Source organism: Actinoplanes subtropicus, from assembly GCF_000721705.1.
Lineage (GTDB): Bacteria > Actinomycetota > Actinomycetes > Mycobacteriales > Micromonosporaceae > Actinoplanes > Actinoplanes subtropicus.
In genome coordinates this window covers 61,502-87,343 of record NZ_JOJL01000030.1, presented here as the reverse complement: position 1 = coordinate 87,343, position 25,842 = coordinate 61,502, and the positions used below count along the sequence as shown (strand labels likewise).

The following is a 25,842-nucleotide window of genomic DNA, read 5'->3' as shown; positions in this document are numbered from 1 at the left end:
ATCACTTCTCTTCTGGTTCTTCTGCGAGGTGGAACACCTCGGTCAGCAGCGGGAAGCCCTCGGTCGGCGTGGTACCGGCGAAGAACTGCGCCATCTCCGCCTGCCACCGGGTGTTGACGTCCAGCGCCGCCATTGCCGCCTGGGACGCCGCTAGGTCGTCCGCCTCCACATAGCCGATCAGCAGGCCGTCGGAGCGCAGGAAAAGGGAGTAGTTGCGCCAGCCGGTGGCCCGAAGTGCGTCCTGCATCTCGGGCCACACGGACTGGTGCCGCTCCACGTACTCCGCCATCCGTTCGGGACGGACCTGGAGGTGGAAGCAGTAACGAGGCATGAAATCAGAAGTTGAACTTGTCGATGTTGTCGGCGGTGAACTCGGTGGGCGGGCCGAGGACGACCTCGCCGTTCGCGCCGACGGTGTAGGCGCCGAGCTTGCCGGCGGTGAACTTGTCGCCCTGGGCGCCGGTGATCTGACCGGAGGCGAGCGCGGCGCCGGCGTAGGCGGCCAGGTAGCCGATGTCGGCCGGGTTCCACAGGGCGAACTTCTTGACCGTGCCGTCCTTGACGTACTGGCGCATCTGGTTCGGCAGGCCCAGCCCGGTCACGGCGACCTTGCCCTTGTACGACGAGGAGCCGATGTAGCGGGCGGCCGCGGCGATGCCGACCGTGGTCGGGGCGACGATGACCTTCAGGTTCGGGTACGACTGCATCAGGCCCTGGGCCTCCTGGAAGGACTTCTGGTCGTCGTCGTTGCCGTAGGCGACCTTGACCAGCTTGAGCTTGCTGTACTCGGGCTTGGCCAGTTCGGTCTTCATCACCGCGATCCAGGAGTTCTGGTTCGTGGCGTTCGGCGTCGCGGAGAGCACCGCGATCTGCCCACCGTCGGCGCCGGCCTGCTCCAGGGCCATCTTCGCCAGGGACTCGCCGATGCCCTCGGTGGTGGCCTGGTTGATGAAGATGTCCCGGCAGGCCTTGGAGGCGTCCGAGTCGAACGTGACGATCTTGATTTTCGCGGAGCGGGCCTGGTTCAGCGAGGGGCAGACCGCGTTCGGGTCGTTCGCCGCGATCACGATGACGTCCTGCTGCTGCTGGATCAGCGTGTTGATGTAGGAGACCTGGGATGAGGCCGAGGCGTCGTTCGGGCCGACCTTCTTGTACTCGCCCTGCAACTCCTTGACCGCCGCTTCACCGCCGGAGGTCTCCACATCGGAGTACGGGTTGTTCAACTGCTTCGGCAGGTACGCGATCTTCAGGCCGGTCTTCAGCTGTGCGTTCGGGTTCGCGCTGGCCGCGGTCTGCGCGCCGCCGCCGGTGTCCGAGGAGTTCTTCTTGGTCGTGCCACCACAACCGGCGACGGCGAGCGTCAGGATCGAGGCCGCCGAAATGGTGACGGCCAAGCGGTGTCGCAACATGCTGGCTCCAAACGATCTACTGAGCGGCGGACTGGCGGAGCCGACGGCGCTGCCAGTTGCCGCGAACGGTGGTGACGATGTTGGGAAGCAGGACGGACAGCACGAGCAGGGCGCCCGTGACGATGTTCAGCGCCTGCCCGGAGACGTCTTCCAGGCGCAGCGCGTTCTGCAGCGCGGTCAGCAGCACCACGCCGGCGAGGACGCCGGGCAGGCTGCCCTTTCCGCCGAAGATCGACACGCCGCCCAGCAGGACGGCCGCGACCACGGCGAGCTCGAGCCCGGCGCCGTTGTCCGCGCGGGCACTGGAGTAGCGCAGCGTCCACAGCACCCCGACCAGGCCGGAGACCGCGCCGCTGACGACGTACAGCCAGAGTTTGGTACGGGCGACCCGGATCCCGGAGAAGTGCGCGGCCTGCGCGTTGGCGCCGATGGCGTACAGCGCGCGGCCGACCGGGGTGGCGTGCAGGATCACCCCGAACACGACCGCCATCGCGATGATCGGGATCAGGACGTTCGGGATGCTGCCGTCCCCGAGGGTGCCGGTGACCCAGCCGGTGAAGTTGAACGGGAAGTCGGCCACCGCGGAGTCGCCGAGCACGACGAAGGCGAGGCCGCGGTAGAGGGCCAGGGTGCCGATGGTGACCGCGAGCGAGGGCAGGCCCAGCCCGGTGATCAGGAAGCCGTTGAGCGCCCCGGCGACCGCGCCGATCACGATGCAGAGTGGGATGATCGTCTGGATCGCCATGTCGTGGTTCCAGAGCCAGCCCATCAGCGAGCTGGTCAGCCCGAGGACGCTGGCCACCGACAGGTCGATCTCGCCGGTGATGATGATGAAGGTCATCGGCAGCGCGACCAGGATGATCGGCATCAGGTCGAGCACCATGAAGGTGAAGTTCCGGCTGGTGCCGAAGTTGTCGACGACGACCGACGCGACGATCAGCACCAGCACGGTCAGCAGGATGATGATGCTGTCCCAGCTCGCCAGCTTCTTAAACATGCGCGTCCCTCTTCCGCAGCGAGCGGGCGATCCGCACGGCGACCAGCCGGTCGGCGCAGATGGCCAGGATGATCAGCGCGCCGACGATGGCCTGCTGCCAGAACTGGTTGATGTCGAGCACCGCGAGGGCGCTGCTGATCACCGTGAGCAGCAGCGCGCCGAGGCCGGCGCCCCAGACCGTGCCGCTGCCGCCGAAGACCGCGACGCCGCCGACCACCACCGCGGCGACCACGTTCAGCTCGTAGCCGGTGCCGGCGCTCGCGTCGACGGTGCCGAACCGGGCGGCGAACAGCACCCCGGCCAGGCCGGCCAGCGCGCCGGAGAGGACGAACGCGCCGAGCAGGTTGCGGGCGACCTTGATGCCGGCCAGTTCGGCGGCCTGCGGGCTGGAGCCCATCGCGTACAGCTCGCGGCCGACCCGGTAGTTGCGCATCACCAGGGTGGCGCCGCCGACCACGAGCAGTGCGATCAGCACCAGCCAGGGGATGCCGAGCAGGCTGTCGTTGGCGAAGTTCAGGAAGTGCGCCGGCAGCTTGTCCGCGTTGACCTGGGAGCCGCCGGCCCACTGGTAGGTGATGCCGCGGTAGATGTAGAGCGTGCCCAGGGTGACGACCAGCGCCGGGACCTTGCCGTAGCGGACCAGCACGCCGTTGAGCAGGCCCGCCACGGCGCCGACGGCGAGGCCGACGAGGATGGCGACGATCATCGGCAGGCCCTGGTGGTCGCTCATCATGGTGGCGGCCGTCCAGGCCGAGATGCCGAGGACCGAGCCGACGCTGAGGTCGATGTTCCGGGTGATCACGACGATCGCCTGGCCGGTGGCCATGACCGCGAGGATCGCCGTGTTCAGCAGGTTGTCGCGGATGCTCTGGCCGGAGAGGAACCTCGGGTTGTTGATCGTCGTGTAGAGGACCAGTAGCGCGAGGGCGAGGAGGATGCCCAGTTCGCGGGTTTTGAGGAGGTTCATGGTTGGCTTTCGCGGCTTTTGTAAGGCAAGGGGCGTCATGCCGCAACCTCCTGGCCCATGGCTGCGTACATAACGGACTCTTCGGTCGCTTCGGCGCGGGTGAGGGTGGCGGCCACCCGCCCTTCCCGGAGAACCACGATCCGGTCCGCCATGCCCAGCACCTCGGGCAGCTCGGACGAGACCATGACGACCGCGAGACCGTCGGCGGCCAGCGACGACATCAACCGGTGCACCTCGGCCTTGGTGCCGACGTCGATGCCGCGGGTCGGCTCGTCGACGATCAGCAGCTGCGGGGCGGTGGCCAGCCACTTGGCGAGCACCACCTTCTGCTGGTTGCCGCCGGAGAGGGTGCCGACCGCGTCGGAGAGCTTGCCCAGCTTGGTCTGGAGCTTCTCGGCCCAGGTGGCGGCGGCCCGCTTCTCCGCGCCGCCGAAGAGCAGGCCCAGCCGGGCGAGCTTGCGGGCGCGGGGGAGCGTGATGTTGCGCTCGATCGACAGGTCCATGATGAGGCCCTGCTGGCGGCGGTCCTCGGGGACGAGGGCCATGCCGGCGGCCATCGCCGCGCGGGGGTTGCCTGGTTTGAGGCGTTTGCCGCGTATTTTCACCGCGCCGGAATCGTACGGGTCCACCCCAAAGACGGCTTGCATCACCTCGGACCGGCCGGCCCCGACGAGCCCGGCCAGCGCGACGATCTCGCCGGCTCGCACCTCGAACGAAATGTCGCGGAAAATGCCCTCTCGCGACAGGTTCTCCACGGAAAGCATGACTTCGCCGGGCGTAACGTCCTGCTTGGGGAAGAGCGCGCTCAGATCGCGCCCGACCATCCGCCGGATCATGTCGTCGACGGTGAGGTCGGCGACCAGCTCGGTGGCGACGTGCTTGCCGTCGCGCATGATGGTGACCCGCTCGCAGAGCTCGGTGATCTCCTCGAACCGGTGCGAGATGAACAGGATCGCGGCGCCCTCGTCGCGCAGCGACCGGACCACCGCGAACAGTCGCTCGACCTCGACCCCGGAGAGCGCGGCGGTCGGCTCATCCATGATCAGGACGCGGGCCTCGCTGGTCATCTGGTTGTTTCTGGGGTTTTCCGCCGCGGGTAGGTTCAGCGCCTTGGCGATCTCGACCAGCTGCTGGTCGGCGATGGACAGGCCGCGGGCCGGGCGGGTCGGGTCGATGTGCACGCCGAGCCGGGCGAACAGCCGGTCGGCGTTGGCGTGCATGGCCTTGCGGTCGATCTGGCGCAGCCTGGTCAGCGGCTGGTTGCCCATCGCGATGTTCTCGGCGACGGACAGGTCGGGGAAGAGCGTGGGCTCCTGGTAGATGACCGCTATGCCGGCCGCCTTGGCGTCCGCCGGGCCGGCGAAGTCGACATCCGCCCCGTTCACCCGCAGCGTTCCGGTGTCCGGCCGGTGCACCCCGGCCAGCATCTTGACGATCGTGGATTTGCCGGCGCCGTTCTCGCCGACGAGGGCGTGCGCCTCGCCGCTGTACAGCGGGAAGCTCACGCCCTGCACGGCCGCGACGGCGCCGAACGACTTCGTCACGTCGTGGACCTCGAGCAGGGCAATTGCCTCTGCCACGAGCCACCTCCCGAAGCAGCAGTTGAAATGTTTCACAAACGTAGGTGGCCCCCATCACAGCTGTCAAGCACAGGATCGCAACAGCACGGAAACATGGACCCTCCGCAGGTGAGCGGTACCGTAGGATGCTGCTTCAACGTTTCAACGGGAGGTTCAGGTGCTGAACGGCAGGACGCCGTCCGTGAAGGACGTGGCCGCGGCCGCAGGTGTCTCGCTCGGCACCGTCTCGAACGTCATGAACCGTCCCGAAGTGGTCAGCGCGCGCACCCGCGAGCGGGTCGAGCGGGCGATGGCCGAGCTGGGCTTCGTGCGCAACGAGTCGGCCCGCCAGCTGCGCGCCGGCACCAGCCGCACGCTGGCGTACGTGATGCTCGACGGCACCAACCCGTTCTTCCACGACGTGGCCCAGGGCATCGAGCTCGCCGCCGAGGACGCCGACCTGTCGCTGTTCATCTGCAACAGCAACAGCCGCCCCGAGCGGGAGGAGGCGCACCTCGACCGGCTCCTGCAACAGCGCGTCCAGGGCATCCTGATCACCCCGGTCAACCCCGACGCGCCGCACCTGGACGAGCTGTCCCGCCGCGGCGTCCCGCTGGTGATCGTCGACCGCCGCCGCGTCGATGAGAACTGCTGCTCGGTCGCGGTCGACGACGTGCACGGCGGCCGGGTCGCCATCGAGCACCTGACCGAGCAGGGCCACACCCGGGTGGCGGTGATCGGCGGCCCCGAGTCGCTCGGCCAGGTCCGTGAGCGGCTGCAGGGCGCCCGCGAGGTGTGGGAGGAGCTGGGCCGCTCCGCCGACGACCTGATCTACCTGCCCACCGAGGCGATGACCGTCGCGGAGGGACGGTCGGCGGGCGAGCGCCTGGCCGGCCTACCCGCCCGGCGCCGCCCGACCGCGGCGTTCTGCGCCAACGACCTGCTCGCGCTCGGCCTGCTGCAGCAGGGCATCGGCGCCGGCCTGCGAGTCCCGGAAGACCTGGCAATCGTGGGCTTCGACGACATCGAGTTCGCAGCCGCTGCCGCTGTCCCGCTGACCTCGGTGCGCCAGCCTCGGCAGGAGCTGGGCCGCGCGGCCGCTCAGCTGGTACTCGACGAGGCCACCAACCCGGCCCACGAACACCAGCAGCTGTTCTTCACCCCCGAGCTGGTGGCCCGAGCCTCAACCCGGACAAAGGGCTGAGATCACGAGCCAGGGGTGCCCAAGGCGTGAGCGGCGGCAGTGAGGGCGACCCAACGCCTGGGCCGGCCTGCCCGAGTTGCAGCTCCGCCCGGATGCGGGCGGCACGGGGTCGGGACGGCAGCCAGGTCGCCGCGTGAGGCGGGGGCCTGGCTCGCCCTCGTACATGGGGAAGTCTCTAGAAGCGCGAGTGCTGGATCGTCTGGATGGACAGCATCGCGGTCAAACGGGCCGTAACCGGGCGGGCCTCCAGGTGCAGGCGGGCGATGTTCAAGCCGCTGTCGCCGATCACCGCTAGCAGGGCCAGATCGCCGACGGCGTAGACGGCCAGATACCCGCCCTGGTTGCGGATCGTGACCTCGCTGAAGGCGCCCTGCTGAAGGGCCGCTCCACAGGTGCGGCTGATGCCATGCGCCCCGGCGGCCAGGGCGGCGATGTCGTTCGGCTCGGCGCTGGTCATCGTGTCGTGCAGGATCAGCAGGCCGTCGACGCCGGCAATGACGCAGCCGCTCACCCCGGTCACCTGATGCCGCAGTGCGGCCAGCTCGCTTCGGACGGCCTGATACGGGTCAGAGCTCGCGATCTGCACGGGGATCTCTCCAAGACTTCAGAGGCGGCGGAGGGTGGCGAGAATGCGGTCGAGAACGTCCGCGTCCGCGGAGTACGGCTGGTTGAGCAGGGTGAAGGCGGTGGGCGGCGGCGGGACGGGCACTGCCTCGGCCTCCAGGAGCACGCGGAACTCGTGCCGGGCCATCGCCAGGTTGGCGTCCGAGCGGCGCAGTGCCAGGTGCGCCACCCGGGCGGTGCCGTCGGCGACGATCCGTACGAGGTGGAACTCGTCAGTGCTGGTCAGGATGACGTCGCCGAGTTCGCTCAGCGACACCAGGCCGGCGGCGGCGCGGGCCAGCGACACCACCGACACGGCCTCGTCGGTGCCGGGCGCGGCGTCGCCGGCCCACCACAGCACCGCCGGGCCGTCCGGATCGAGCAGGCACACCGAGCGCGCGCCGGGGATCCCCAGCGCGTTCTCGAGTGGCGGCCGATCCAGCGTCGTGGTCATCCGTCGAGGCCGGCGTCCAGTTGCTTCATGACGATCCGGGCCTGGGCGAACAGCATGCCGGTGTTGGCCGACTTGCGGCACACCACGACCGCGACGATGTCCTGGTTGACGGCGCTGCGCAGGAAGACGTGCACCAGGTGGTCGCTGTTGACCAGGATCTCCTGGAAGTAGTGCCGGTCCTCCTGGACGCCGCGGCGGGCCTTGAAGATGTCCTCGATCATGACCACGTTGCGGCCCTGGAACAGGTCGAACGTGGCCGCCGCGAGCAGGTCGAGCACCTCGCTCGGGTGGTCGTCGAGGGTGTCCACCGCCAGCAGCATGCCGGTCGACATGTCCACCAGGCCGCTGGCGACGCACTCGGGGACGTGCGCGCGGAACTGGCGTACCGCCTCGCCGACCAGCTTCGACGTGCTGCGTACGCCCAGGCTCAGGCTTAGGTCCGAGTCGTCGACCGCGGTCATATGTCGAGCTCCGACTCGATCTTGCGAAGCTGGTGCCGGGCGAGGCCGAGGTTGGCCCGGTTCTTGCTGAGCGACAGGTAGAGGAAGAGCGCGTCGCCACCGCGCCGGCCCTGGAGCAGGCGGATCAGGTGGTACTGGGTGTCCAGGGTGATCAGGATGTCCTCGATGCTGTCGTCGAGGCCGAGCATCTCGAGGGTGCGGACCTTGGCCCGGACCACGTCGGTGTTGCCGGCGGCGGCGATGTTCATGTCCATGGTGGCGCCGCCACCCATGACACCGAGAGTGAGGCCGCTGGTGTAGTCGACCAGCGCCACGCCGATGGCGCCCTCGATGGTCATGGCCTCTTTCAGAGAAGTCTCGATGTTCGCCACATGTCCTCCTTGGCTTCGTTACTCGAAGTGACGATCCGGGGACCCGGCCGGGTTCTCGCGGGCAACCATGACACGAGAAGGTTTGGTTGACGCTGAAAGCAATACGGAATCAGCACAGATCAGGCCGAAGATCGAGTTCCGATGTGCGGATGTCTCGGACGGGGTCGGCCGAATGACCGAAGCGGACCGGACGCGCCGGCCACTCTTGACCGGGCGAGTGGCTGGCCGTAATCTGCGAGCAGCGTATGAAACGTTTCACGAGACGACGAAGGCAGCGATGACGAACCCCGCAGTGCGTGAGCTTCTGGAGCGCAGCAACCGGCTCGGCGCCGATCCGCGCAACACCAACTACGCCGGGGGCAACACCTCGGCGAAGGGCAGCGAGACCGACCCGGTCACCGGCGAGCCGACCGAGCTGGTCTGGGTCAAGGGCTCGGGCGGCGACCTCGGCACGCTGACCGGGAAGGGCCTGGCCGTTCTGCGGCTCGACCGGCTCCGCGCGCTGACCGCGGTCTATCCGGGCGTCGACCGCGAGGACGAGATGGTCGCAGCCTTCGACTTCTGCCTGCACGGCCGGGGCGGCGCGGCGCCGAGCATCGACACCGCCATGCACGGCCTCGTCGACGTCGCGCACGTCGACCACCTGCACCCCGACTCGGGCATCGCGATCGCCACCGCGGCCGACGGCCCGGCGCTCACCAAGGAGATCTTCGGCGACCGGGTGCTCTGGGTGCCGTGGCGCCGGCCGGGCTTCCAGCTCGGGCTCGACATCGCCGCCGTGCAGCGGGCGAATCCGCAGGCCATCGGCGTGATCCTGGGCGGGCACGGCATCACCGCGTGGGGTGCGACCAGCGCCGAGTGCGAGGCCAACTCCCGCGAGATCATCTCCCTTGCCGCCGAATATCTCGCGTCGCATGGGCGGCCGGATCCGTTCGGTGCCGCGGTGCACACGTCTTTGCCCACGCCGGAGCGGCGAATCCGGGCGGCCGAGATTTTCCCGGTGCTGCGCGGGTTGGCCTCGACCGATCGCCCGCAGGTCGGCCATTACACCGACACCGACGTCGTGCTCGACTTCGTCAACTCGGCGCGGCTTCCGGAACTGGCGGCGCTGGGTACCTCCTGCCCCGACCATTTCCTGCGTACGAAGGTGAAGCCGCTGGTGGTGGACACCGCGCCGGACGCGCCGCTCGAGGAGGTCGTCGCCCGGCTGAAAGAGTTGCACGCGGCGTACCGGGAGGACTACCGCGGCTACTACGAGCGGCACGCCACCGCCGACTCGCCGGCGATGCGCGGCGCCGACCCGGCGATCGTGCTGGTCCCCGGGGTGGGCATGTTCTCGTTCGGGGCCAACAAGCAGACCGCCCGGGTGGCCGGCGAGTTCTACGTCAACGCGATCAACGTGATGCGCGGCGCCGAGTCGGTCTCCACGTACGCGCCGATCGACGAGAGCGAGAAGTTCCGGATCGAGTACTGGGCGCTCGAGGAGGCCAAGCTCCAGCGGATGCCGAAGCCGAAGCCGCTGGCGACCCGGATCGCGTACGTGACCGGCGGCGGCTCGGGCATCGGGCGGGCCATCGCGCTGCGGCTCGCGGCCGAGGGCGCCTGCGTGATCGTGGCCGACCGCGACTTCTCCTCGGCCACCGCGGTCGCGGCGGAGATCGGTGGCCCGGACGCGGCGATCGCCGTGGCGGCCGACGTGACCAGCGCGGAGGCGATCGTCGAGTCACTGCGGGAGGCGGTGCTCGCGTTCGGCGGGGTCGACCTGGTGGTCAACAACGCCGGATTGTCGATCTCGAAGCCGCTGCTGGAGACCACCGAGGCGGACTGGGACCTGCAGCACGACGTGATGGCCAAGGGCTCGTTCCTGGTCTCCCGCGAGGCGGCCCGGGTGATGATCCCGCAGAACCTGGGCGGCGACATCGTCTACATCTCCAGCAAGAACTCGATCTTCGCGGGGCCGAACAACGTGGCGTACGGCGCGACCAAGGCCGACCAGGCGCACCAGGTCCGGCTGCTCGCCGCCGAGCTGGGCGCGCACGGGGTACGGGTGAACGGCATCAACCCGGACGGCGTCGTCCGCGGCTCCGGCATCTTCGCGGGTGGCTGGGGTGCGCAGCGGGCGGCGGTCTACGGCGTGCCGGAGGGGAAGCTCGGCGAGTACTACGCCCAGCGGACCCTGCTCAAGCGGGAGGTGCTGCCGGAGCACGTGGCCAACGCGGTCTTCGCGCTGACCGGCGGCGACCTCACCCACACGACCGGCCTGCACATCCCGGTCGACGCGGGTGTCGCCGCAGCCTTCCTCCGATGACTCCGCCTCCAGTGACTCCGCCTCCGATGACTCCGCCCGCGGTGAGCAGCTTCGCCGCGGTCGATCTTGGCGCGTCCAGCGGGCGGGTCATGGTCGGCCGGGTCGGGGACGGCCGGGTCGCGCTCGAGGAGGTGCACCGGTTCGCCAACGAGCCGGTGCGGGCCGGCGGGACGCTGCACTGGGACATCCTGTCGCTGTATCGCGGGGTGCTCGACGGGCTCGCGGCGGCCGGGCCGGTGGACAGCATCGGGATCGACTCGTGGGCGGTCGACTATGGACTGCTCGACGCGTCGGGGGCGCTGCTCGGCAACCCGGTGCACTACCGGGACGGGCGCACCGACGGGGTGCCGGAGCGGGTGGCCGGGCTGGTCGGGGACGATCGGCTGTACGAGGTCACCGGGCTGCAGAAGCTGCCGTTCAACACGCTGTATCAGCTGGTGGCGTCGCTGGGTACGCCGCAGTACGAGGCGGCGCGGCAGATGGTGCTGATCCCGGATCTGCTGGCGTACTGGCTGACCGGGGAGTTGGGGGCGGAGTACACCAACGCGTCGACCACGGAGCTGGTGGACGTGCGTACGCGGGAATGGTCCTTGCCGTTGATCTCGTCCGTCGGGCTCCGGGCATCGCTGTTCCCGCCGATCAGGCAGCCCGGTCAGCAAATCGGACTTTATCGCGATATTTCCGTAGTGGCGGTCGGCTCGCACGACACGGCCTCGGCGGTCGTGGGGGTGCCGGCCGCAAACCCCGACTTCGCCTATATCTCGTGCGGGACCTGGTCGCTGGTCGGACTGGAGCTTTTCGAACCGGTGCTGACCGATGCGTCTCGGCTGGCGAACTTCACCAACGAGGGTGGGGTCGACGGCACGATTCGGTTCTTGCGGAACGTGATGGGGCTTTGGCCGCTGCAGGAGTGCATGCGGGAGTGGGGCCTTACGGATATTTCCGAATTGCTCCGATCGGCTGCCGCGGAGACGGCACTTCGCTATGTCGTCGATCTTGACCGCCCGGTGTTCCTGCCGCCGGGGGACATGCGCGGGCGGATGGTCGAGGCGGCCGGGCTGCCGAAGGACGCCTCGCCGGCGGTGGTGACCCGGTGCATTCTGGACAGTCTGGCGCTGGCCCACGCCCGGGCCGTCGAGCAGGCGCAGCGGCTGGCCGGCCGGTCGGTGGAGGCGGTGCACATCGTCGGCGGGGGAGCGCGCAACGAGCTGCTCTGCCAGCTGACCGCGGACGCCTGCGGGCTGCCGGTGCTCGCCGGGCCGGTCGAGGCGACCGCCCTCGGGAACGTGCTCGTGCAGGCGCGCGCGGCCGGTGTCATCGATGGAGACTTGGCGGCGCTGCGGTCGGTTTTGCGCGAGACTCAGCAGATCGTGCGGTACACGCCCGGTGGCGACCCGGCCGCCTGGCGAGCGGCCGCCAAACGGATCTGATGGGAGGGCATCGGTGCGGATCGCGTTGTTCGCGACCTGTCTGGCCGACACCATGTTCCCGGCCGCGGCCAAGGCCACCGTGCTGCTGCTGGAGCGGCTCGGCCACGAGGTCGTCTTCCCGGCGGAACAGACCTGCTGCGGCCAGATGCACATCAACACCGGCTATCAGAAGGACGCGTTGCCCCTCGTGGAGCGATATGCCCGGACTTTTGATCCGTACGAGGTGATCGTCGCGCCGTCCGGAAGCTGCGTCGGCTCGGTCCGTCACCAGCACGCCATGGTCGCCGGCCGGAATGCCCGGCTCGCGGCCCGGGCGACATCCGTGGCGTCGCGGACCTTCGAGCTGTCCGAGCTGCTCATCGATGTGCTGGGCGTCGAGGACGTCGGAGCATACTTCCCACATCGAGTGACTTATCACCCTACGTGCCACTCACTTCGGGTCCTGCGCGTGGGGGACAAGCCGTTGCGGCTGCTCCGGCACGTGCGGGGCCTGGATCTGGTGGAGTTGCCGGCGGCCGAGCAGTGCTGCGGGTTCGGCGGCACGTTTTCCGTGAAAAATGCGGATACGTCGACGGCGATGCTTGCCGACAAGATGCGGCACGTGCTCGACACGGGCGCCGACGTGTGCACGGCCGGGGACGCATCCTGCCTCATGCACATCGGGGGCGGGCTGTCCCGGCTGCGGACCGGAGTTCGGACGGTGCACCTGGCCGAGATCCTCGCGTCGACGGAAGGTAGGGCGGCATGACGACGTTCCTGGGGATGCCGGCCCGGGCGCCGCGCGGCGTGGGCCATCTGCGCGGGGACGAGCCGTTCCCGGTGGCCGCACGCGAGGCGCTGGCGAACGCGCAGCTGCGGCGCAACCTGCAGCACGCGACCACGACGATCCGCGGGAAGTCCGGGCGGGTCATCGCCGAGCTGCCGGACTGGCAGGAGCTGCGGGCGGCCGGGTCGGCGCTCAAGGCGTACACCATGGCGAATTTGCCCTTGCTTCTCGAACAGCTCGAGGAGAAGGTGACCGCCGCGGGCGGGGTCGTGCACTGGGCGGCCGACGCGAACGAGGCCAACCGGATCGTCACCGACCTGGTGCGGCAGACCGGCGAGCGGCGGGTCATCAAGGTCAAGTCGATGGCCACCCAGGAGATCGGGCTCAACGAGGCGCTCGAGGCCGCCGGGATCGCGCCGGTCGAGACCGACCTGGCCGAGCTGATCGTGCAGCTGGGTGACGACAAGCCCAGCCACATCCTGGTACCGGCCATCCACCGGAACCGGTCGGAGATCCGGGAGATCTTCCTGAGGGCGATGCCGGGGGTCGACCCGTCGCTGACCGACAACCCGCCGGAGCTGGCGGGGGCGGCCCGGAAGTATCTGCGGGAGACGTTCCTGTCGACGCGGGTGGCGGTGTCCGGGGCGAATTTCGCGGTCGCCGAGACCGGGACGCTGGCCGTGGTCGAGTCGGAGGGGAACGGGCGGATGTGCCTGACCCTGCCGGAGACGCTGATCACGGTGATGGGCATCGAGAAGCTGGTGCCGGCCTGGTCCGACCTCGAAGTGTTCCTGCAGCTGCTGCCGCGGGCGTCGACCGGGGAGCGGATGAACCCGTACACGTCGATGTGGCACGGGGTGACGCCGGGGGACGGGCCGCAGAGCTTCCACCTGGTGCTGCTGGACAACGGGCGGTCAGCGGTGCTGGCCGACGAGGTGGGGCGGCAGGCGCTGCACTGCATCCGCTGCTCGGCCTGCCTGAACGTGTGCCCGGTGTACGAGCGGACCGGCGGCCACGCGTACGGGTCGGTGTATCCGGGGCCGATCGGCGCGGTGCTGTCGCCGCAGCTCACCGGGGTGGCGGACAATGCCTCGCTGCCGTACGCGTCGTCCCTGTGCGGGGCCTGCTTCGACGCCTGCCCGGTGCAGATCGATATCCCGTCGATCCTGGTGCACCTGCGGAATCAGGCGCCGCACCCGCGGACGGAGGCGGCGGTGATGGCCGCGGCGGCGTACATGATGGACCGGCCCAAGCTGTACGCCTCGGCGCAGCGGGCGGCGAAGCTGGCCCGGATCGCGGGGCGGCGCGGGCGGGGGTTGCCGCCGCCGTTGAACGGGTGGTCGGCCAGCCGGGATCTGCCGGCGCCGCCGAAGGAGACGTTCCGGGATTGGTGGCGGGGGCGATGAGCTCGAAGGACGTGATCCTGGGCCGGATCCGGTCCGCCCTCGGGCCGGGACTCGAGGCGCCGGCGATTCCTCGGAACTATCGGCGTGATTCTGACAAACCCGATTTAGACCTTTTGGTAGAGCGGCTCGTAGACTACAAAGCGGTGGTCCACCGCGTAACTGGCGGGGGGATTCCGGCCGCGATCTTGGAGATTCTGGGTGCGGGCACCGTCGTCGTGCCGCCGGGACTGCCCACCGAATGGCTTCCGCCAGAGGTCGAAGCCGTGGTCGACGACGGGCTGGAGGCCGACCGGATCGGGGCGGCCGACGGGGTCGTGACCGGCGCGGCGGTGGCGATCGCGGAGACCGGGACGATCGTGCTCGACGCCTCGCCCGATCAGGGGCGGCGGATCATCACGCTCCTGCCCGACCTACACATCTGCGTGCTGCGGCCCGAGCAGGTGGTCGCTTCGGTACCGGAGGCCGTGGCCCGGCTCGACCCGCGCCGGCCGCTCACCTGGATCAGCGGGCCGTCCGCGACCAGCGACATCGAGCTCAACCGGGTCGAGGGGGTGCACGGGCCACGAAACCTGCACGTCATCCTCGTGGCGGACTGATCGCGGGTTTGACCAGGCCGGTCTCGTACGCGATGACCACGAGCTGGGCACGGTCGTGCGCGCCCAGCTTGGTCATCGTGCGGTTGACGTGGGTCTTCACCGTGTGCGGGCTGACCACCAGGTGGCCGGCGATGTCGTCGTTGGACAGCCCGGTGCCGACCAGCATCAGGATCTCGCGTTCCCGGCCGGTCAGCTCGGCCAGCCGTCGTGGCGGCGGGCAGGTGGGCCGCTCGGGGTGGGCGAGGTAGCGGGCGATCAGGCTGCGGGTCGCCGCCGGGGTGAGCAGCGCGTCGCCGCGGTGCACCACGCGGACGGCGTTCAAGAGCTCGTGCGGTTCGGCGCTCTTGCCGAGGAAGCCGCTCGCGCCGGCGCGCAGGGCCTGGAACACGTACTCGTCGATCTCGAAGGTGGTCAGGATCAGCACCCGTACGGCCGGCGCGTCGGCGGTGATCTGCCGGGTGGCGCCGAGGCCGTCGAGCGCGGGCATCCGGATGTCCATCAGCAGGACGTCGGTCTCGCCGGCCCGGGCCAGGTCGATCGCCTCGAAGCCGTTGCGGGCGGTGCCGGAGACGGTCATGTCGCCGGTCGACGAGATCAGCGTGGCGAAGCTGGCCAGCAGCAGCGGCTGATCGTCGGCAAGCCCCACCCGGATCACGCGGCGGGGCTCGGCCGCCGCCGGTTCGTTGGGCGCGGGCGGAGCCGGCGCCGGCTCGCCCCGGGTCACGCGGCGGCCTCGGCGGGCAGGCGGCAGGAGACCCGGAAGCCGCCGAGCGGGCGGGGTTCGGCGGTGAGCGTGCCGCCGAGCGCGGAGACCCGCTCGCGCATGCCGGTCAGGCCGTGCGACTCGGGCCTGGCCGGGGCGGGCGGGCCGTCGTTCTCGACCACGATGGACAGTGCCGGGCCGCGGAACCGCAGCACCAGCCGGACGTCCACCTGGCCGGCGTGTTTGCGGGCGTTGGTCAGCGATTCCTGCACCACCCGGTAGGCGACCACGTCGGCAGCCGGCGGGAGGTGCCCGTCCTCCTCGCGGCGGCAGGTGATGCGCAGGCCGGCCCGCTCGAAGGTGGCCAGCAGGTCGTCCAGGCCGGCCAGCCCGAGGGTCGGCTCGACCGGGGCGAGCGGCTCGTCGGGACGACGTAGCAGGCCGACGGCATCGCGCAACTCGTCGAGCGCGTCGCGGGCGCTCTGCCGGATCTGGTCGAGCGTCTCGCGGACAGCGTCGTTTCCGGCGCCCGCTTCCTCGGCCCGTGTGGAAAGGCCGGACCCTCGGCGGACCGGGCCGGTGGGCAGGACGTGGGCCGGATCCGCGGGCAGGACGTGGGCGGCCACTCCCGCCTGGACGTTGATCAGGGCCAGGTGGTGGCCGACGCTGTCGTGCAGGTCGCGGGCGATGCGCAGGCGCTCGGCGGTGACCTTCTCCTGGGCCCGCAGCAGCGCCTCGGCCTCGTAGGCGCGCCGGTTGCGGGACGCCTCGCCGGCCGCCACCGCCAGCCCGCCGAGCGCGGCGAGCGCCAGGTTCTCGGGGCCGAGCCAGCGGCCCGACTTGACCACGGTGTGCAGAACCCCGATCAGCAGGACGACGGCCGCGGCGGCCCAGAGGGAGCGGCGCCGGGTGCCGGTCTCGACCACGGTGTAGAGCGCGATGAGTGGGGCGGCCAGGATCAGTGTGCCGCCGCCGCCATGGTGCACCCAGGTCAGGTAGCCTTCGGCGGCGACCGTGCTGACCAGCAGGGCCGGGTACGGCCAGCGGCGGCGGCCGGCCAGCGGTGCGCAGGCCAGGGCGGCCAGCCCGACGGCAATCGGGTCGCGCAGGTGGTGACCGGCGCTCGTGGTCAGCTGGGCGGCCACCAGCACCGCGACCGCGGTCCCGACGTCGGCCATCCGCTGCCAGTGGCGCATGCGCTCACGGTACGGCGCGAACCAGCCGCACGGGATACCGCCGATGCGGTAGCTACAAGATGCCGCGGCCGGGGGACTCGCTCGTATCCGGCAATCGCGACAGTCAGCGCATGACTGATGTCGTGCTTCAGGGACTGACGAAAAAATTCGGGGCGGTCTCCGCCGTACGCAATCTGACCTGCACCATGACGCCCGGGGTGACCGGATTTCTCGGACCCAACGGGGCCGGTAAGACGACCACCCTGCGGATGCTGCTCGGCCTGGTGCGCCCGACCGCCGGCACCGCGACCGTGGGCGGCCGCCGCTACGCCGACCTGCCGCAGCCGCGTCGCGTGGTGGGCGCGCTGCTCGACGCGACCGGCTTCCACCCGGGCCGGACCGCCCGTCAGCATCTGCTGATCTCGGCCGAGCAGTCCGGCCTGCCCGCCGCCCGGGTCGCCGTGGCCCTCGAGCAGGTGGACCTGACGAAGGACGCCGACCGGCGGGTACGCGGCTACTCGCTCGGCATGCGGCAGCGGCTCGGGCTGGCCACCGCGCTGCTCGGCGACCCGGAGGTGCTGGTGCTGGACGAGCCGGGCAACGGGCTCGACCCGGCCGGGCTCGCCTGGCTGCGCGGCCTGCTGCGGGACTTCGGCGCCGACGGGCGGACCGTCATCGTCTCCAGCCACGTGCTGGCCGAGGTGCAGCAAATCGCCGACCACGTGGTGATCCTCGGCGAGGGGACGCTGCGGCACGACGGGCCGCTGGCCGGGCTGCCCGGGCTCGAGGCGGAGTTCCTGCGGCTGACCGGGGGTGTCGCATGAGGGCCGAATTTCGCAAGCTGACCACCGCTCGGAGCACCTGGCTGCTGCTGGGGATCGCCCAGCTGATCGTGGTCGCCGGGGTGAGCGGGCTGATGCTGCGCCGGGACGACCCGGCGAGCGACGCCGCCCAGCGCGGGGCGATCGCGCACGTCGGGCTGGTCGCGCTGTTCGGGCTGCTGATCGGGATCCTGACGGTGGCCGGCGAGTACCGGCACCGGACCATCACCGACACGTTCCTGGCCCGGCCGCGCCGTTCCTCGGTCATTCTGTCCAAAGCGGTGATCTCGGCCGCGGCCGGCGTGGTGTTCGGGCTGCTGGCCTCGGTGACCGCGCTGGTGGCCGACGCGGTGTGGCTGGCCGCCAAGGGCTCGTCGATCGACCTGGCCAACGGCGTGCTGTGGAAGACGGTGGCCGGCGGCATCGGCTGGAACGTCGCGTTCGCGGTCATCGGGGTCGGGGTCGGCGCGCTGATCACCAACCTGAGCGCCGCGGTGGCGTCGGCGCTGGCCTGGATCGCCCTGGTCGAGGGGGTCGTCGGCGAGCTGGTCGGCGGCGGCGCGCGCTGGCTGCCGTTCGCGCTCGGCCAGGCACTGGTCGGGCTGCCCGGCGCGGCCGACCGGCCGCCGGTGTGGCAGGCCGGGCTGGTGCTCACGGCGTACGCAATGATCTTCGTTTTGGCAGGTAACGCGGTCACCGGGCGTCGGGACATCACCTGAGGAGGCTGGGCTCACTGGCCGATGGTCACCCAGACGTCGTCGAGGGCGCCCTGGAACTGGTCGTTGTTGCTGAACGACCCCTTCCCGCCGACGCTGAGCGGGATCCGGTTGTCCACCGAGAGGTCGGCGGGGATGGTCATGCCGCCCCGCCGCACGCCGTCGACCAGGACGGTGACCTGGCTCCCGGCCCGGCGGCACTCCAGCGCGTGCCACTTCCCGTCGGCGACGCTGACCGAGCTGAGCGCCAGGTGGATGGCCCGGCGGCGGTCGTCGACGAAGACGCAGCTGGGTTTGCCCTCGGCGCCGTCGATCTGCAGCTTCCACTGGCTGCCGCTGGCCGAGTAGCCCTTCTGCAGCACGTTCTCGCCCTTGGTGGTCTCGTCCGGGTCGAGGCGGACCGAGGCGCCGAATCGGATCGGCCGGCTGCCCGGGTTGAGGTCGTCGGCCGGCACGGCGCGCAGCGCGATCTTCGGGCACGGCTCGAGGTGGCAGGGCGGCGGGAAGACCAGCGCGCTGCCGCCGTCGTGCGGGACCGTGAGGTACGAACCGCCGTGCCGGCTGACCGGCGTCAGGTCGTGCCCGTGCCCGGAGACGTCGGCGAGCAGGGTGGGGCCGTCGAAGGTGTAGTGGACCGAGTAGTCCGGGGTGACCGCCGCGTGCGCGGACGGGCCGGTGGCGCCGACCAGGGCCAGCGCCACCATGCAGAGGATCGCGCGCCGCATCAGCCGAAGGAGGCGAAGCGCCTCTGCGACCGGCCGTCGATCGTCGTGAAGTCACCGCCGGCCGCGACCGTCCGGTGTGCCGGGTCGACCGCGATCGTGCGCACCCCGACCACGCCGTTGGCCTGCGGCGCCCAGTCGGCGAGCGAGCCGTCGGCGCGGACCGCGGCCAGCTTGACCCGGGAGACCGAGCCGTCCGTGCAGGTGCCGTGCGCGCCGGTGGTGCCGGTGGTGCAGGCCCGGTCGAAGTGGCCGCCGACGTAGGCGGTGCCGTCCAGGACCGCGATCGCCTGCGCGTCGCCGTCGAAGGTCCGCAGCCATCGGGTACGCCCGGAGTTGTCGTACGCCGCCGCCCGGCCGCCGGGGCCGCCCATCGCCGCGTACACCCCGTTGCCGTCGACCGCCACCGCGTGCACGACGGCCGGCGGGGCGGGCCGGAAGGCGGTGACCAACTCGCCGCCGGCCGCGTCGACCGCGGCGAGCCGCAGCGTCGACCGTACGTCGTCGGTGCGGTGGAAGCTGCCGCCGAGATAGACCTTCGAGTCCCGGTACGCGAGCGCGTCGACCGTGTCGTCCGCGGTCGGCGTCCAGTCCTCGTCGAGCAGGCCGGTGGCCAGCGAGAACGCGGCGAGTCGCGCGCGGTCGTGCCGGTCCACCCGGCTGATCGTGCCGGCCACGTAGAGCCGGCCGGCGCCGACGGCGAGCGCCCGCGGGCTGCCGTCGATGCCGTGCGCGAAGGCGCCGACCTGCCCGGTGGCGCCGTCGATCCGGGCCAGCGAGTCGCGGGCCTTGCCGGAGACGTGGTCGAAGTCGCCGGCCACGTAGACCGCCGGGCCGGCGACGGCGAGCGCACGGACCGTGTCGTCGGCGCTGGGCTGCCAGTCGAGCAGGGCGCCGGTACGCGAGTCGAACGCCGCGAGCCGTTCGCGGGCGACGCTGCGGCCGCCGACCGTGGTGCTGGTGAAGGAGCCGCCGACGAAGACGGTCGAACCGCTGTACGCGATGGCGTACACGGATCCGTTGAACGTCGGTGCCACCCGTGCGGTCGCGCCGACCGCCGCGTTGGCGGGCGGCGCCACGGCGCCGGCCGCCAGGGCCACGACGCCGGCGACGGCGGCGCGGCGGACCTGCTTCGAAATACGCACGCCGGGCTAACGCGCGTCCCGGGGCGGAGGATGCGTGGGCTGACGGCGCGTGCGCCACCGAGGTAGGGTGCCTATGCGCGAATCATATTGATCTTCATGAGAGACGCCGGCCGTGACGACGAGCGCCCTGCGAAATGATGATCCGGTTCTGCTCGGGGGATACGAACTGCTGGCCCGCATCGGCGAGGGCGGCATGGGCACCGTTTACCTCGCTCGGGGCCGCGACGGTCGACAGGTAGCACTCAAGGTCATTAAGCCGGAAAACTCCCGAGACGCCGAGTTCCGCGCGCGGTTCCGCAGCGAGGTGGAAAAGGCCCAGCGGGTGCCGCCGTTCTGCACCGCCGAGGTGTTCGACGCCGACCCCGACCACGAGACGCCGTATCTGGTGGTCGAGTACGTGGACGGTCCCAGCCTCGCCGACGTGGTGCGCGACCAGGGGCCGCTGACCGCCGCCACCGTGCACGGCGTCGCGATCGGGGTGGCCACCGCGCTGGTCGCCATCCACGGCGCCGGGATCATCCACCGCGACCTCAAGCCGGCCAACGTGCTGTTCGCGCTCGGCACGCCCAAGGTGATCGACTTCGGCATCGCCCAGCCGACCGTGCCGACCAGCCAGCACACCCGGCCCGACCTGGTGGTCGGCACGCTGGCCTACATGGCGCCGGAGCGCTTCGACACCGACCGGAAGAGGCCGCTGACGCCGGCCGCCGACGTGTTCGCGTGGGGCGTGGTGGTGACGTACGCGGCGACCGGCCACCTCCCGTTCGCCGGGGACTCGCCGGCCGCGACCGCGGGCATGATCCTCATCCAGCCGCCCGACCTGGACGGGCTGACCGGCGGGCTGCGCGATCTGGTGGCGTCGGCGCTGGAGAAGGACCCGGCCAAGCGCCCGACCGCGGCCGAGCTGCTCGACCGGCTGCTGACCGCGGTGCCGGTCGATCCGGAGGTGCGGCGGGCGGCGTACGCGGCCCGGGACAGCGAACGATCGCGGCGCACCCGGGGACGGGTGATCCGGCTGACCGCGGCGGTGTGCGCGCTGGCGCTGGCCGCCGGCGTGCCGCTCGGGATCGTGATGCGGCAGCGGGTGGCCGACCAGCAGGACGCGGCGGCGGCCCTGCGGGTGGCCCGCACGGCGGTGGCGGACAACCTGGTGACCCAGTCGCGGGACACCCGGCGTACCGACCCGGGGCTGTCGCTGCGCCTGGCGACCACCGCGATGGGCCTGACCGCGGACGAGGCCACCCGGGCCAACCTGACCGACGCGCTCGACAGCGGATACGCCGGCGAGATCCCGGCGCACAAACCGATCGCGGTGGCCCGGTACCGGCCGGACGGCAAAGTCGTCGCGCTGGCCGACACGAACGGGACGCTGACCTTCTGGGCCGGCGACAACCCGGCCGGCACGTTGACCACGGATGACCGGCTCCTCAACGACATCGCCTTCAGCCCGGACGGCAAGACGCTCGCGGAGATCGGGCGGCGGCTGGAGGTCTGGGACGTGCACGACCTCGGCGCGCCCCGGCTGCTGAGCTCGGCCCCGGCCGACGGCGGCCAGGGGCGGCTGGTCAAGTTCGCCGGGGCGGGCAAGCTGGTCGCCGGCGCCGGCGCGGCCTTCTCGATGTGGGACCTGACCGATCCGCGGCATCCCCGGCGCCTCTGGCGGGTGGCCGGGCCGGACGGCTACGCCGGCGCCGCCGCGGCGGACGGGGTGCGCGGGCTCTACCTGCTCGAGACCGACGACAACGTCACCGTCTTCTCCGGTGCCGGGCAAGCCAAGCCGCACGAGGTCGCGCACTACGACAAGGTGGGCTCGGTCGAGGACATCGCGATCAACCCGGCCGGCACGCTGGTCGCGGTCGCGCTGCGGTCCGCGGACAACCCGGTGTGGCTCTACGACATGAGCGACCGGGCCGTGCCCCGCCGCCTGGTCTATCCGCCGGACGCCACGCACGCCACCCGGCTCGCCTTCGCGCCGGACGGCAGCGAGTTGGCCGCCGTGGACGACGAGCGGCACGTGACGCTCTGGGACGTGCGGAACCCGTCGATGCCGATCCTGACCGGCACCCGCGACTGGGGCGGCGACTCGGTGACCTCGGTGACCTTCGCGCCGACCGGCGGGACCCTGCTCACCACGACCCTCGGCGTCACCCGTACCGCCATGCTGTGGCGCGCCACCGGCCCGCTCGCGCCGGCGAAGGCCGGCGGGGTCGCGCAGCCGGGACAGGTCGCGTCGGTGGACGTCTCGGAGACCGGCACGCTGGCGGTCGATTCGGCGACCGGCCAGGGGGTGTCGGTGGCGTCGTGGGACGTCGCCGACCCGGCCCGTCCGCGCGTGGTGAGCCGCCCGGTGGCGGTCGACGAGGACCCGGCGAAGAACGGCGAGGTGCGGATGAGCCGGGAGCAGCCGGCGCTGGCGCTCGCCGGGCTGGGCCTGTGGGACGTGGGCGGCGGCCATGCCCGCCGGCTGCTGCCGGGCGGGGCGGCGGTCGGCGATTTCGACCCGGTCGCCGGGCTCGCGGTCGTCGACTCCGACGCCGGGCCGGTTCTCTACGCCGTCGCGGCCGGCCAGGGGCCGCCGCGCAAGATCGCCTCGATCCCGATGCCCCAACCGATCAGCGCGTCCTTCGTCCGCGGCCGCAAGGAACTGGTGGTGATGTCCGTCGAGCCGGGCCAGGACGAGGTGATCTCGCTGTGGGACCTGACCGATCCGGCGCACCCGCGGCACGTCGCGTCCCGCCGGTACGACGGCTTCGGCGTGGGGTCGGCGGCGACGGCCGACGGCGACACGATCGCCTACTGGACCAGCGAGGGGGTACGCCTCTGGCGCCCCGGCACCGGCGCCGACTGGTTGCTGCTCCCCGATGCGTTGCGGCACGGGCTGGGCGGCAGCGAGGAGATCCGGGGCGCGTCCTTCACCCCGGACGGGTCGGTGCTGGCGTTGAGCACCACCCAGCGGGTCGAGCTGTGGAGCGTGCCGGCGACCGGGCAGGCGGCGCTGCTCGCCGTGCTGCGCGGGCACTTCGACGGGACCGGGATCGGCCGGGGTCGCCCGATCCTGGCGGCCGGTGACGGCGCGTACGTCAGTCTCTGGGATCTGGAGCGCACGGTCACCATGCTGCGCGACCCGGTCCCGGAGGCCTGCCGCCTGGGCGGCGGCCTGACCCCGGCCGAGTGGCCGAGCTATATCAAGGACCTCAGCTACACGGCGGCCTGCTGACCGCGCACTAGACTGGGGCCCGGGTGTGCCGGGAAGCCTGGTCGGCGTCCATTTTGCCGACCCTTGGAGGCGCCCGTGCCCGGCCCTCGCCTGTTCGCCCGCGCCGCGCGTCGCGAGGCGCGGCGGATCGCCGCCATTCTGCGCACCGAGACCACCGGCGGCCTGCTCATGCTCGGGGCCACCGGGCTGGCGCTGGTCTGGGCCAACTCACCCTGGGCGGGCCTTTATCGCGAAATTTCCGGTATTGACCTACTGGGGCTGACGCTCGCCCGGTGGGCTGCCGACGGGCTGCTGGCGATCTTCTTCTTCGTGGCCGGCCTGGAGCTCAAGCGCGAGTTCGTCGCCGGCGACCTGCGCGATCCACGGCGGGCGGTGCTGCCGGCGGCGGCGGCGGTCGGCGGGATAGCGGCACCCGCTCTGATCTACGCCCTGATCAACGCCGGGGGCGCACTGCGCGGCTGGGCCGTGCCGACGGCCACCGACATCGCGTTCGCCCTGGCCGTGCTCGGCCTGGTCAACACGTCGCTGCCGGCCGGGTTGCGTACCTTCCTGCTCACCCTCGCGGTCGTCGACGACCTGCTCGCCATCGTGATCATCGCGTTCTTCTACACCTCGTCGCCGCACGTCGGGCCGTTGCTGCTCGCCCTGGTGCCGCTCGGGATCTTCGCGTGGCTGGCGCGGCGGCGGGCGCGGGCCTGGTGGCTGTTGCTGCCGTTGGCGGTGGCGACCTGGGCGCTGGTGCACGAGTCGGGTATCCACCCGACGGTCGCCGGCGTGCTGCTCGCCTTCGTCGTGCCGGTCAAGACCGGGGTGCGCTACGAGCATCGCTGGCGGCCGATCTCCGCCGGCGTCGCCGTGCCGGTCTTCGCCTTCTTCGCCGCCGGGGTTTCGGTGACCGGCAGCGAGGTGGGCGTGGGCGGCGCGGTCACCCTCGGCGTGGTCGCCGGGCTGGTGGCCGGCAAGACGATCGGGATCACCGGGGCGACCTGGCTGGTGCAGCGCTTCACCCGGGCCGAGCTCGACGGCGAGCTGGACTGGTGGGACGTCACCGGGATGGCGATGCTCGGCGGCGTGGGCTTCACCGTCTCGCTGCTGATCGGGGAGCTCGCCTTCGGCGCCGGCAGTCCCAGCGACCACCAGGCCAAGCTGGGGGTCCTGCTGGGTTCGTCGGTTGCGGCGCTGCTGGGTGCGGGCCTCTTGCGCGTACGGGATCGGCACTACCGCCGCCTGCTTGACACCGACTAGGCAAGCTCGGCGGCCCGGGCCAGCAGGGCTCGGCGCTCCACCTCCGCGGGGGCCACGGCCGCGGCCGCGCGGAACAACTCGGCCGCCCGGGGCCGGTCCCCGGCGCGGGCCACGAGGTCGGCCTCGACCGCGATCGCCGCGGGGTAGTTGTCCAGGGCGCCGTCGGCCCGCGCCTCCGCCAGCAGCAGCAGGCCGGCATCCGGGCCGTTCGCGTAGCCGTGGGCCACCGCCCGGTTCAGGGCGACGATCGGGGACGGCTGAATCCGGGCCAACTGGTCGTACCAGCCGGCGATCGACGACCAGTCGGTGTCCGCGAAGGTCCGGGCGGTGGCGTGGCAGGCGGCGATCCGGGCCTGCACCGCGTACGGGCCCTCGACCGGCGTGTGCAGCAGGATCTCCAGGCCCTCGGCGATCGCCGCCCGGTCCCAGCGCGAGCGGTCCTGCTTCGGCAGCGTCACCAGGTCGCCGGCCGCGTCCCGGCGGGCGTCCCGCCGGGAGTGCTGCAGCAGGAAGAGGGCCAGCAGCGACGGCACTTCCGGCTCGGCCGGCATCAGCGCGGACAGCAGCCGGGCCAGCCGGATCGCCTCGGCCGCGAAGGCGGGCTCGCCGTCCGCGTCGTACCCCCGGGTGAAGAGCAGGTAGAGGACGGCCAGGACCCCCGGCAGGCGCTCGGCGAGCGCGTCGGCCGCCGGGACCCGATACGGGATCCGGGCCGCCGCGATCTTCGACTTGGCGCGGGTGATCCGCCTGGTCATCGTCGGCTCGCTGGTCAGGAAGGCGCGGGCGATGTCGGCGGTCGGCACGCCGGCGATCGTGCGCAGGGTCAGCGCGACCCGCGCCTCCAGCGACAGCGCCGGATGACAGCAGGTGAAGATCAGCCGCAGCCGGTCGTCGTCGATCTCCTCGGCCGGCGGCCGCGACGGGTCCCAGAGCATGGCGACCTCCCGCAGTTTCGTCTTCTCCACGGCGGCCCGCCGCAGCACGTCGATGGCCCGGTTCCGGGCGACCGTCCGCAGCCAGCCGCCCGGGTTGCCGGGCACGCCGTCGCGCGGCCAGCGTTCCAGCGCGGCCGCCATCGCCTCCTGGGCACAGTCCTCGGCAAGGTTCCAGTCGCCGGTCACTCTGATCAAAGAGGCGACGATCCTTGCGTACGAGTCCCAGCCGGCTTCAACGGCCGCGCCGACGTCCTCGGTCACCGGTCGGCGTAGGGCCGCAGCTCGAGCCGGCCGGTGTGCGCCATGGGATGAGCGGCCGCCACCGCGATCGCCTCGTCCAGGTCGGCGCACTCGAGGATGTCGAAGCCCACGATCACCTCCTTGGTCTCGGCGAACGGCCCGTCGGTGAGCAGCACCTCGCCGCCGCGGACCCGGACCGTGGTGGCGGCCGACGGCGCGGCCAGCACGTTCCCGGTGATCCGGCGGCCGGCGGCGTCGTTCCCGGCCACCCACACCTCGATGTCCGGCACCCGGGACTCGTCGGTCTCGGGCTCGCTGTCGGTGCAGACGAACATCATGTACTTCATCGTGATCTCCCTGTGCTCGGTCTTCACCTCCGGTGACGAACGACC

Annotated in this window: 25 protein-coding genes; 10 read left to right on the top strand and 15 right to left on the bottom strand. The window is 71.5% G+C overall.

Features of this window, described 5'->3' with window-relative positions; genetic code table 11:
- Window position 1: 1 nt before the first annotated feature.
- Genes IH26_RS0137450 through IH26_RS0137430 form a run of 5 tightly spaced genes read right to left on the bottom strand, consistent with a single transcriptional unit; the run spans window position 2 to window position 4,953 of the window.
- On the bottom strand, window positions 2-331 hold the full coding sequence (locus tag IH26_RS0137450) for an L-rhamnose mutarotase (protein WP_030441023.1): 330 nt from the start codon (window positions 329-331) through the stop codon (window positions 2-4).
- A 4-nt stretch (window positions 332-335) separates the two neighbouring features.
- Window positions 336-1,409, bottom strand: coding sequence for a rhamnose ABC transporter substrate-binding protein (gene rhaS / locus IH26_RS0137445; RefSeq protein ID WP_030441022.1), 1,074 nt, complete (start codon window positions 1,407-1,409; stop codon window positions 336-338).
- 16 nt (window positions 1,410-1,425) lie between these two features.
- The gene (locus IH26_RS0137440; RefSeq protein WP_030441021.1) at window positions 1,426-2,406 is read right to left on the bottom strand and encodes an ABC transporter permease; all 981 of its coding nucleotides are present in this window, start codon (window positions 2,404-2,406) and stop codon (window positions 1,426-1,428) included.
- A complete protein-coding gene (locus tag IH26_RS0137435) occupies window positions 2,399-3,373 on the bottom strand; it encodes an ABC transporter permease (RefSeq protein WP_157437577.1) in 975 nt (324 codons plus the stop codon). The genes IH26_RS0137440 and IH26_RS0137435 overlap by 8 nt, the downstream gene beginning before the upstream one ends.
- Before the next feature lie 35 nt (window positions 3,374-3,408).
- On the bottom strand, window positions 3,409-4,953 hold the full coding sequence (locus tag IH26_RS0137430) for a sugar ABC transporter ATP-binding protein (RefSeq protein ID WP_030441019.1): 1,545 nt from the start codon (window positions 4,951-4,953) through the stop codon (window positions 3,409-3,411).
- Window positions 4,954-5,110: 157 nt separating this feature from the next.
- Between IH26_RS0137430 and IH26_RS0137425 the strand changes: the two genes are divergently transcribed.
- Window positions 5,111-6,136, top strand: a complete 1,026-nt coding sequence (locus IH26_RS0137425) for a LacI family DNA-binding transcriptional regulator (RefSeq protein WP_030441018.1) — start codon at window positions 5,111-5,113, stop codon at window positions 6,134-6,136.
- 175 nt (window positions 6,137-6,311) lie between these two features.
- Here IH26_RS0137425 and IH26_RS0137420 read toward each other — a convergent pair whose 3' ends face one another.
- The 4 genes from IH26_RS0137420 to IH26_RS0137405 are packed head-to-tail and all read right to left on the bottom strand — an operon-like array spanning window position 6,312 to window position 8,025.
- Entirely contained in the window at window positions 6,312-6,722 is a 411-nt protein-coding gene (locus IH26_RS0137420; protein ID WP_034216748.1) for a roadblock/LC7 domain-containing protein, read from the bottom strand.
- Window positions 6,723-6,740: 18 nt separating this feature from the next.
- Window positions 6,741-7,193: a roadblock/LC7 domain-containing protein gene (locus tag IH26_RS0137415; protein ID WP_030441016.1), complete on the bottom strand. Its 453-nt coding sequence runs from the start codon at window positions 7,191-7,193 to the stop codon at window positions 6,741-6,743.
- Window positions 7,190-7,654: a hypothetical protein gene (locus IH26_RS0137410; RefSeq protein ID WP_245665850.1), complete on the bottom strand. Its 465-nt coding sequence runs from the start codon at window positions 7,652-7,654 to the stop codon at window positions 7,190-7,192. Before IH26_RS0137410 ends, IH26_RS0137415 begins: the two co-directional genes overlap by 4 nt.
- Window positions 7,651-8,025, bottom strand: a complete 375-nt coding sequence (locus tag IH26_RS0137405; protein ID WP_030441014.1) for a hypothetical protein — start codon at window positions 8,023-8,025, stop codon at window positions 7,651-7,653. The genes IH26_RS0137410 and IH26_RS0137405 overlap by 4 nt, the downstream gene beginning before the upstream one ends.
- Window positions 8,026-8,302: 277 nt before the next feature.
- Here IH26_RS0137405 and IH26_RS0137400 point away from each other — a divergent pair, with 277 nt between their 5' ends.
- The 5 genes from IH26_RS0137400 (at window position 8,303) to IH26_RS0137380 (ending at window position 14,531) form a co-directional block, all read left to right on the top strand.
- Window positions 8,303-10,333 carry a bifunctional rhamnulose-1-phosphate aldolase/short-chain dehydrogenase gene (locus IH26_RS0137400; RefSeq protein ID WP_030441013.1) on the top strand — a complete coding sequence of 677 codons (2,031 nt, stop codon included), beginning with the start codon at window positions 8,303-8,305 and terminating at the stop codon, window positions 10,331-10,333.
- Window positions 10,334-10,359: 26 nt separating this feature from the next.
- Window positions 10,360-11,763 carry a rhamnulokinase gene (locus tag IH26_RS0137395; protein WP_030441012.1) on the top strand — a complete coding sequence of 468 codons (1,404 nt, stop codon included), beginning with the start codon at window positions 10,360-10,362 and terminating at the stop codon, window positions 11,761-11,763.
- Window positions 11,764-11,776: 13 nt separating this feature from the next.
- Window positions 11,777-12,511 (top strand): (Fe-S)-binding protein, encoded by a 735-nt coding sequence (locus tag IH26_RS0137390; protein WP_030441011.1) that lies wholly within the window; start codon window positions 11,777-11,779, stop codon window positions 12,509-12,511.
- Window positions 12,508-13,935, top strand: coding sequence for a lactate utilization protein B (locus IH26_RS0137385; protein WP_030441010.1), 1,428 nt, complete (start codon window positions 12,508-12,510; stop codon window positions 13,933-13,935). The genes IH26_RS0137390 and IH26_RS0137385 overlap by 4 nt, the downstream gene beginning before the upstream one ends.
- Window positions 13,936-14,120: 185 nt before the next feature.
- Window positions 14,121-14,531, top strand: a complete 411-nt coding sequence (locus IH26_RS0137380) for a LutC/YkgG family protein (RefSeq protein ID WP_342668333.1) — start codon at window positions 14,121-14,123, stop codon at window positions 14,529-14,531.
- Here the strand turns inward: IH26_RS0137380 and IH26_RS0137375 are convergent.
- Together IH26_RS0137375 and IH26_RS0137370 are read right to left on the bottom strand one after the other, a co-directional pair.
- Window positions 14,512-15,186, bottom strand: coding sequence for a response regulator transcription factor (locus IH26_RS0137375; protein ID WP_030441008.1), 675 nt, complete (start codon window positions 15,184-15,186; stop codon window positions 14,512-14,514). The two genes, IH26_RS0137380 and IH26_RS0137375, sit on opposite strands and share 20 nt — an antisense overlap.
- Before the next feature lie 65 nt (window positions 15,187-15,251).
- Window positions 15,252-16,430 (bottom strand): sensor histidine kinase, encoded by a 1,179-nt coding sequence (locus IH26_RS0137370; RefSeq protein WP_030441007.1) that lies wholly within the window; start codon window positions 16,428-16,430, stop codon window positions 15,252-15,254.
- 110 nt (window positions 16,431-16,540) lie between these two features.
- Between IH26_RS0137370 and IH26_RS0137365 the strand changes: the two genes are divergently transcribed.
- Both IH26_RS0137365 and IH26_RS0137360 read left to right on the top strand, forming a co-directional pair.
- A complete protein-coding gene (locus IH26_RS0137365) occupies window positions 16,541-17,233 on the top strand; it encodes an ABC transporter ATP-binding protein (RefSeq protein WP_030441006.1) in 693 nt (230 codons plus the stop codon).
- Window positions 17,230-17,949, top strand: a complete 720-nt coding sequence (locus IH26_RS0137360) for an ABC transporter permease (protein ID WP_030441005.1) — start codon at window positions 17,230-17,232, stop codon at window positions 17,947-17,949. The genes IH26_RS0137365 and IH26_RS0137360 overlap by 4 nt, the downstream gene beginning before the upstream one ends.
- Window positions 17,950-17,960: 11 nt before the next feature.
- On the opposite strand, the gene IH26_RS0137355 is transcribed toward IH26_RS0137360, so the two are convergent.
- The gene (locus tag IH26_RS0137355) at window positions 17,961-18,671 is read right to left on the bottom strand and encodes a LamG-like jellyroll fold domain-containing protein (protein ID WP_030441004.1); all 711 of its coding nucleotides are present in this window, start codon (window positions 18,669-18,671) and stop codon (window positions 17,961-17,963) included.
- Window positions 18,671-19,813, bottom strand: a complete 1,143-nt coding sequence (locus tag IH26_RS0137350) for an NHL repeat-containing protein (protein WP_030441003.1) — start codon at window positions 19,811-19,813, stop codon at window positions 18,671-18,673. Before IH26_RS0137350 ends, IH26_RS0137355 begins: the two co-directional genes overlap by 1 nt.
- Window positions 19,814-19,925: 112 nt before the next feature.
- Here IH26_RS0137350 and IH26_RS60325 point away from each other — a divergent pair, with 112 nt between their 5' ends.
- Window positions 19,926-23,030 (top strand): WD40 repeat domain-containing serine/threonine protein kinase, encoded by a 3,105-nt coding sequence (locus tag IH26_RS60325; protein ID WP_245665849.1) that lies wholly within the window; start codon window positions 19,926-19,928, stop codon window positions 23,028-23,030.
- Between the two features lie 75 nt (window positions 23,031-23,105).
- Entirely contained in the window at window positions 23,106-24,275 is a 1,170-nt protein-coding gene (gene nhaA / locus IH26_RS0137340; protein ID WP_245665847.1) for a Na+/H+ antiporter NhaA, read from the top strand.
- On the opposite strand, the gene IH26_RS0137335 is transcribed toward nhaA, so the two are convergent.
- Together IH26_RS0137335 and IH26_RS0137330 are read right to left on the bottom strand one after the other, a co-directional pair.
- Window positions 24,272-25,471 carry an RNA polymerase sigma factor gene (locus IH26_RS0137335; protein WP_030441000.1) on the bottom strand — a complete coding sequence of 400 codons (1,200 nt, stop codon included), beginning with the start codon at window positions 25,469-25,471 and terminating at the stop codon, window positions 24,272-24,274. The two genes, nhaA and IH26_RS0137335, sit on opposite strands and share 4 nt — an antisense overlap.
- The gene (locus tag IH26_RS0137330; RefSeq protein ID WP_030440999.1) at window positions 25,468-25,797 is read right to left on the bottom strand and encodes a YciI family protein; all 330 of its coding nucleotides are present in this window, start codon (window positions 25,795-25,797) and stop codon (window positions 25,468-25,470) included. The genes IH26_RS0137335 and IH26_RS0137330 overlap by 4 nt, the downstream gene beginning before the upstream one ends.
- Between the last annotated feature and the right edge of the window lie 45 nt (window positions 25,798-25,842).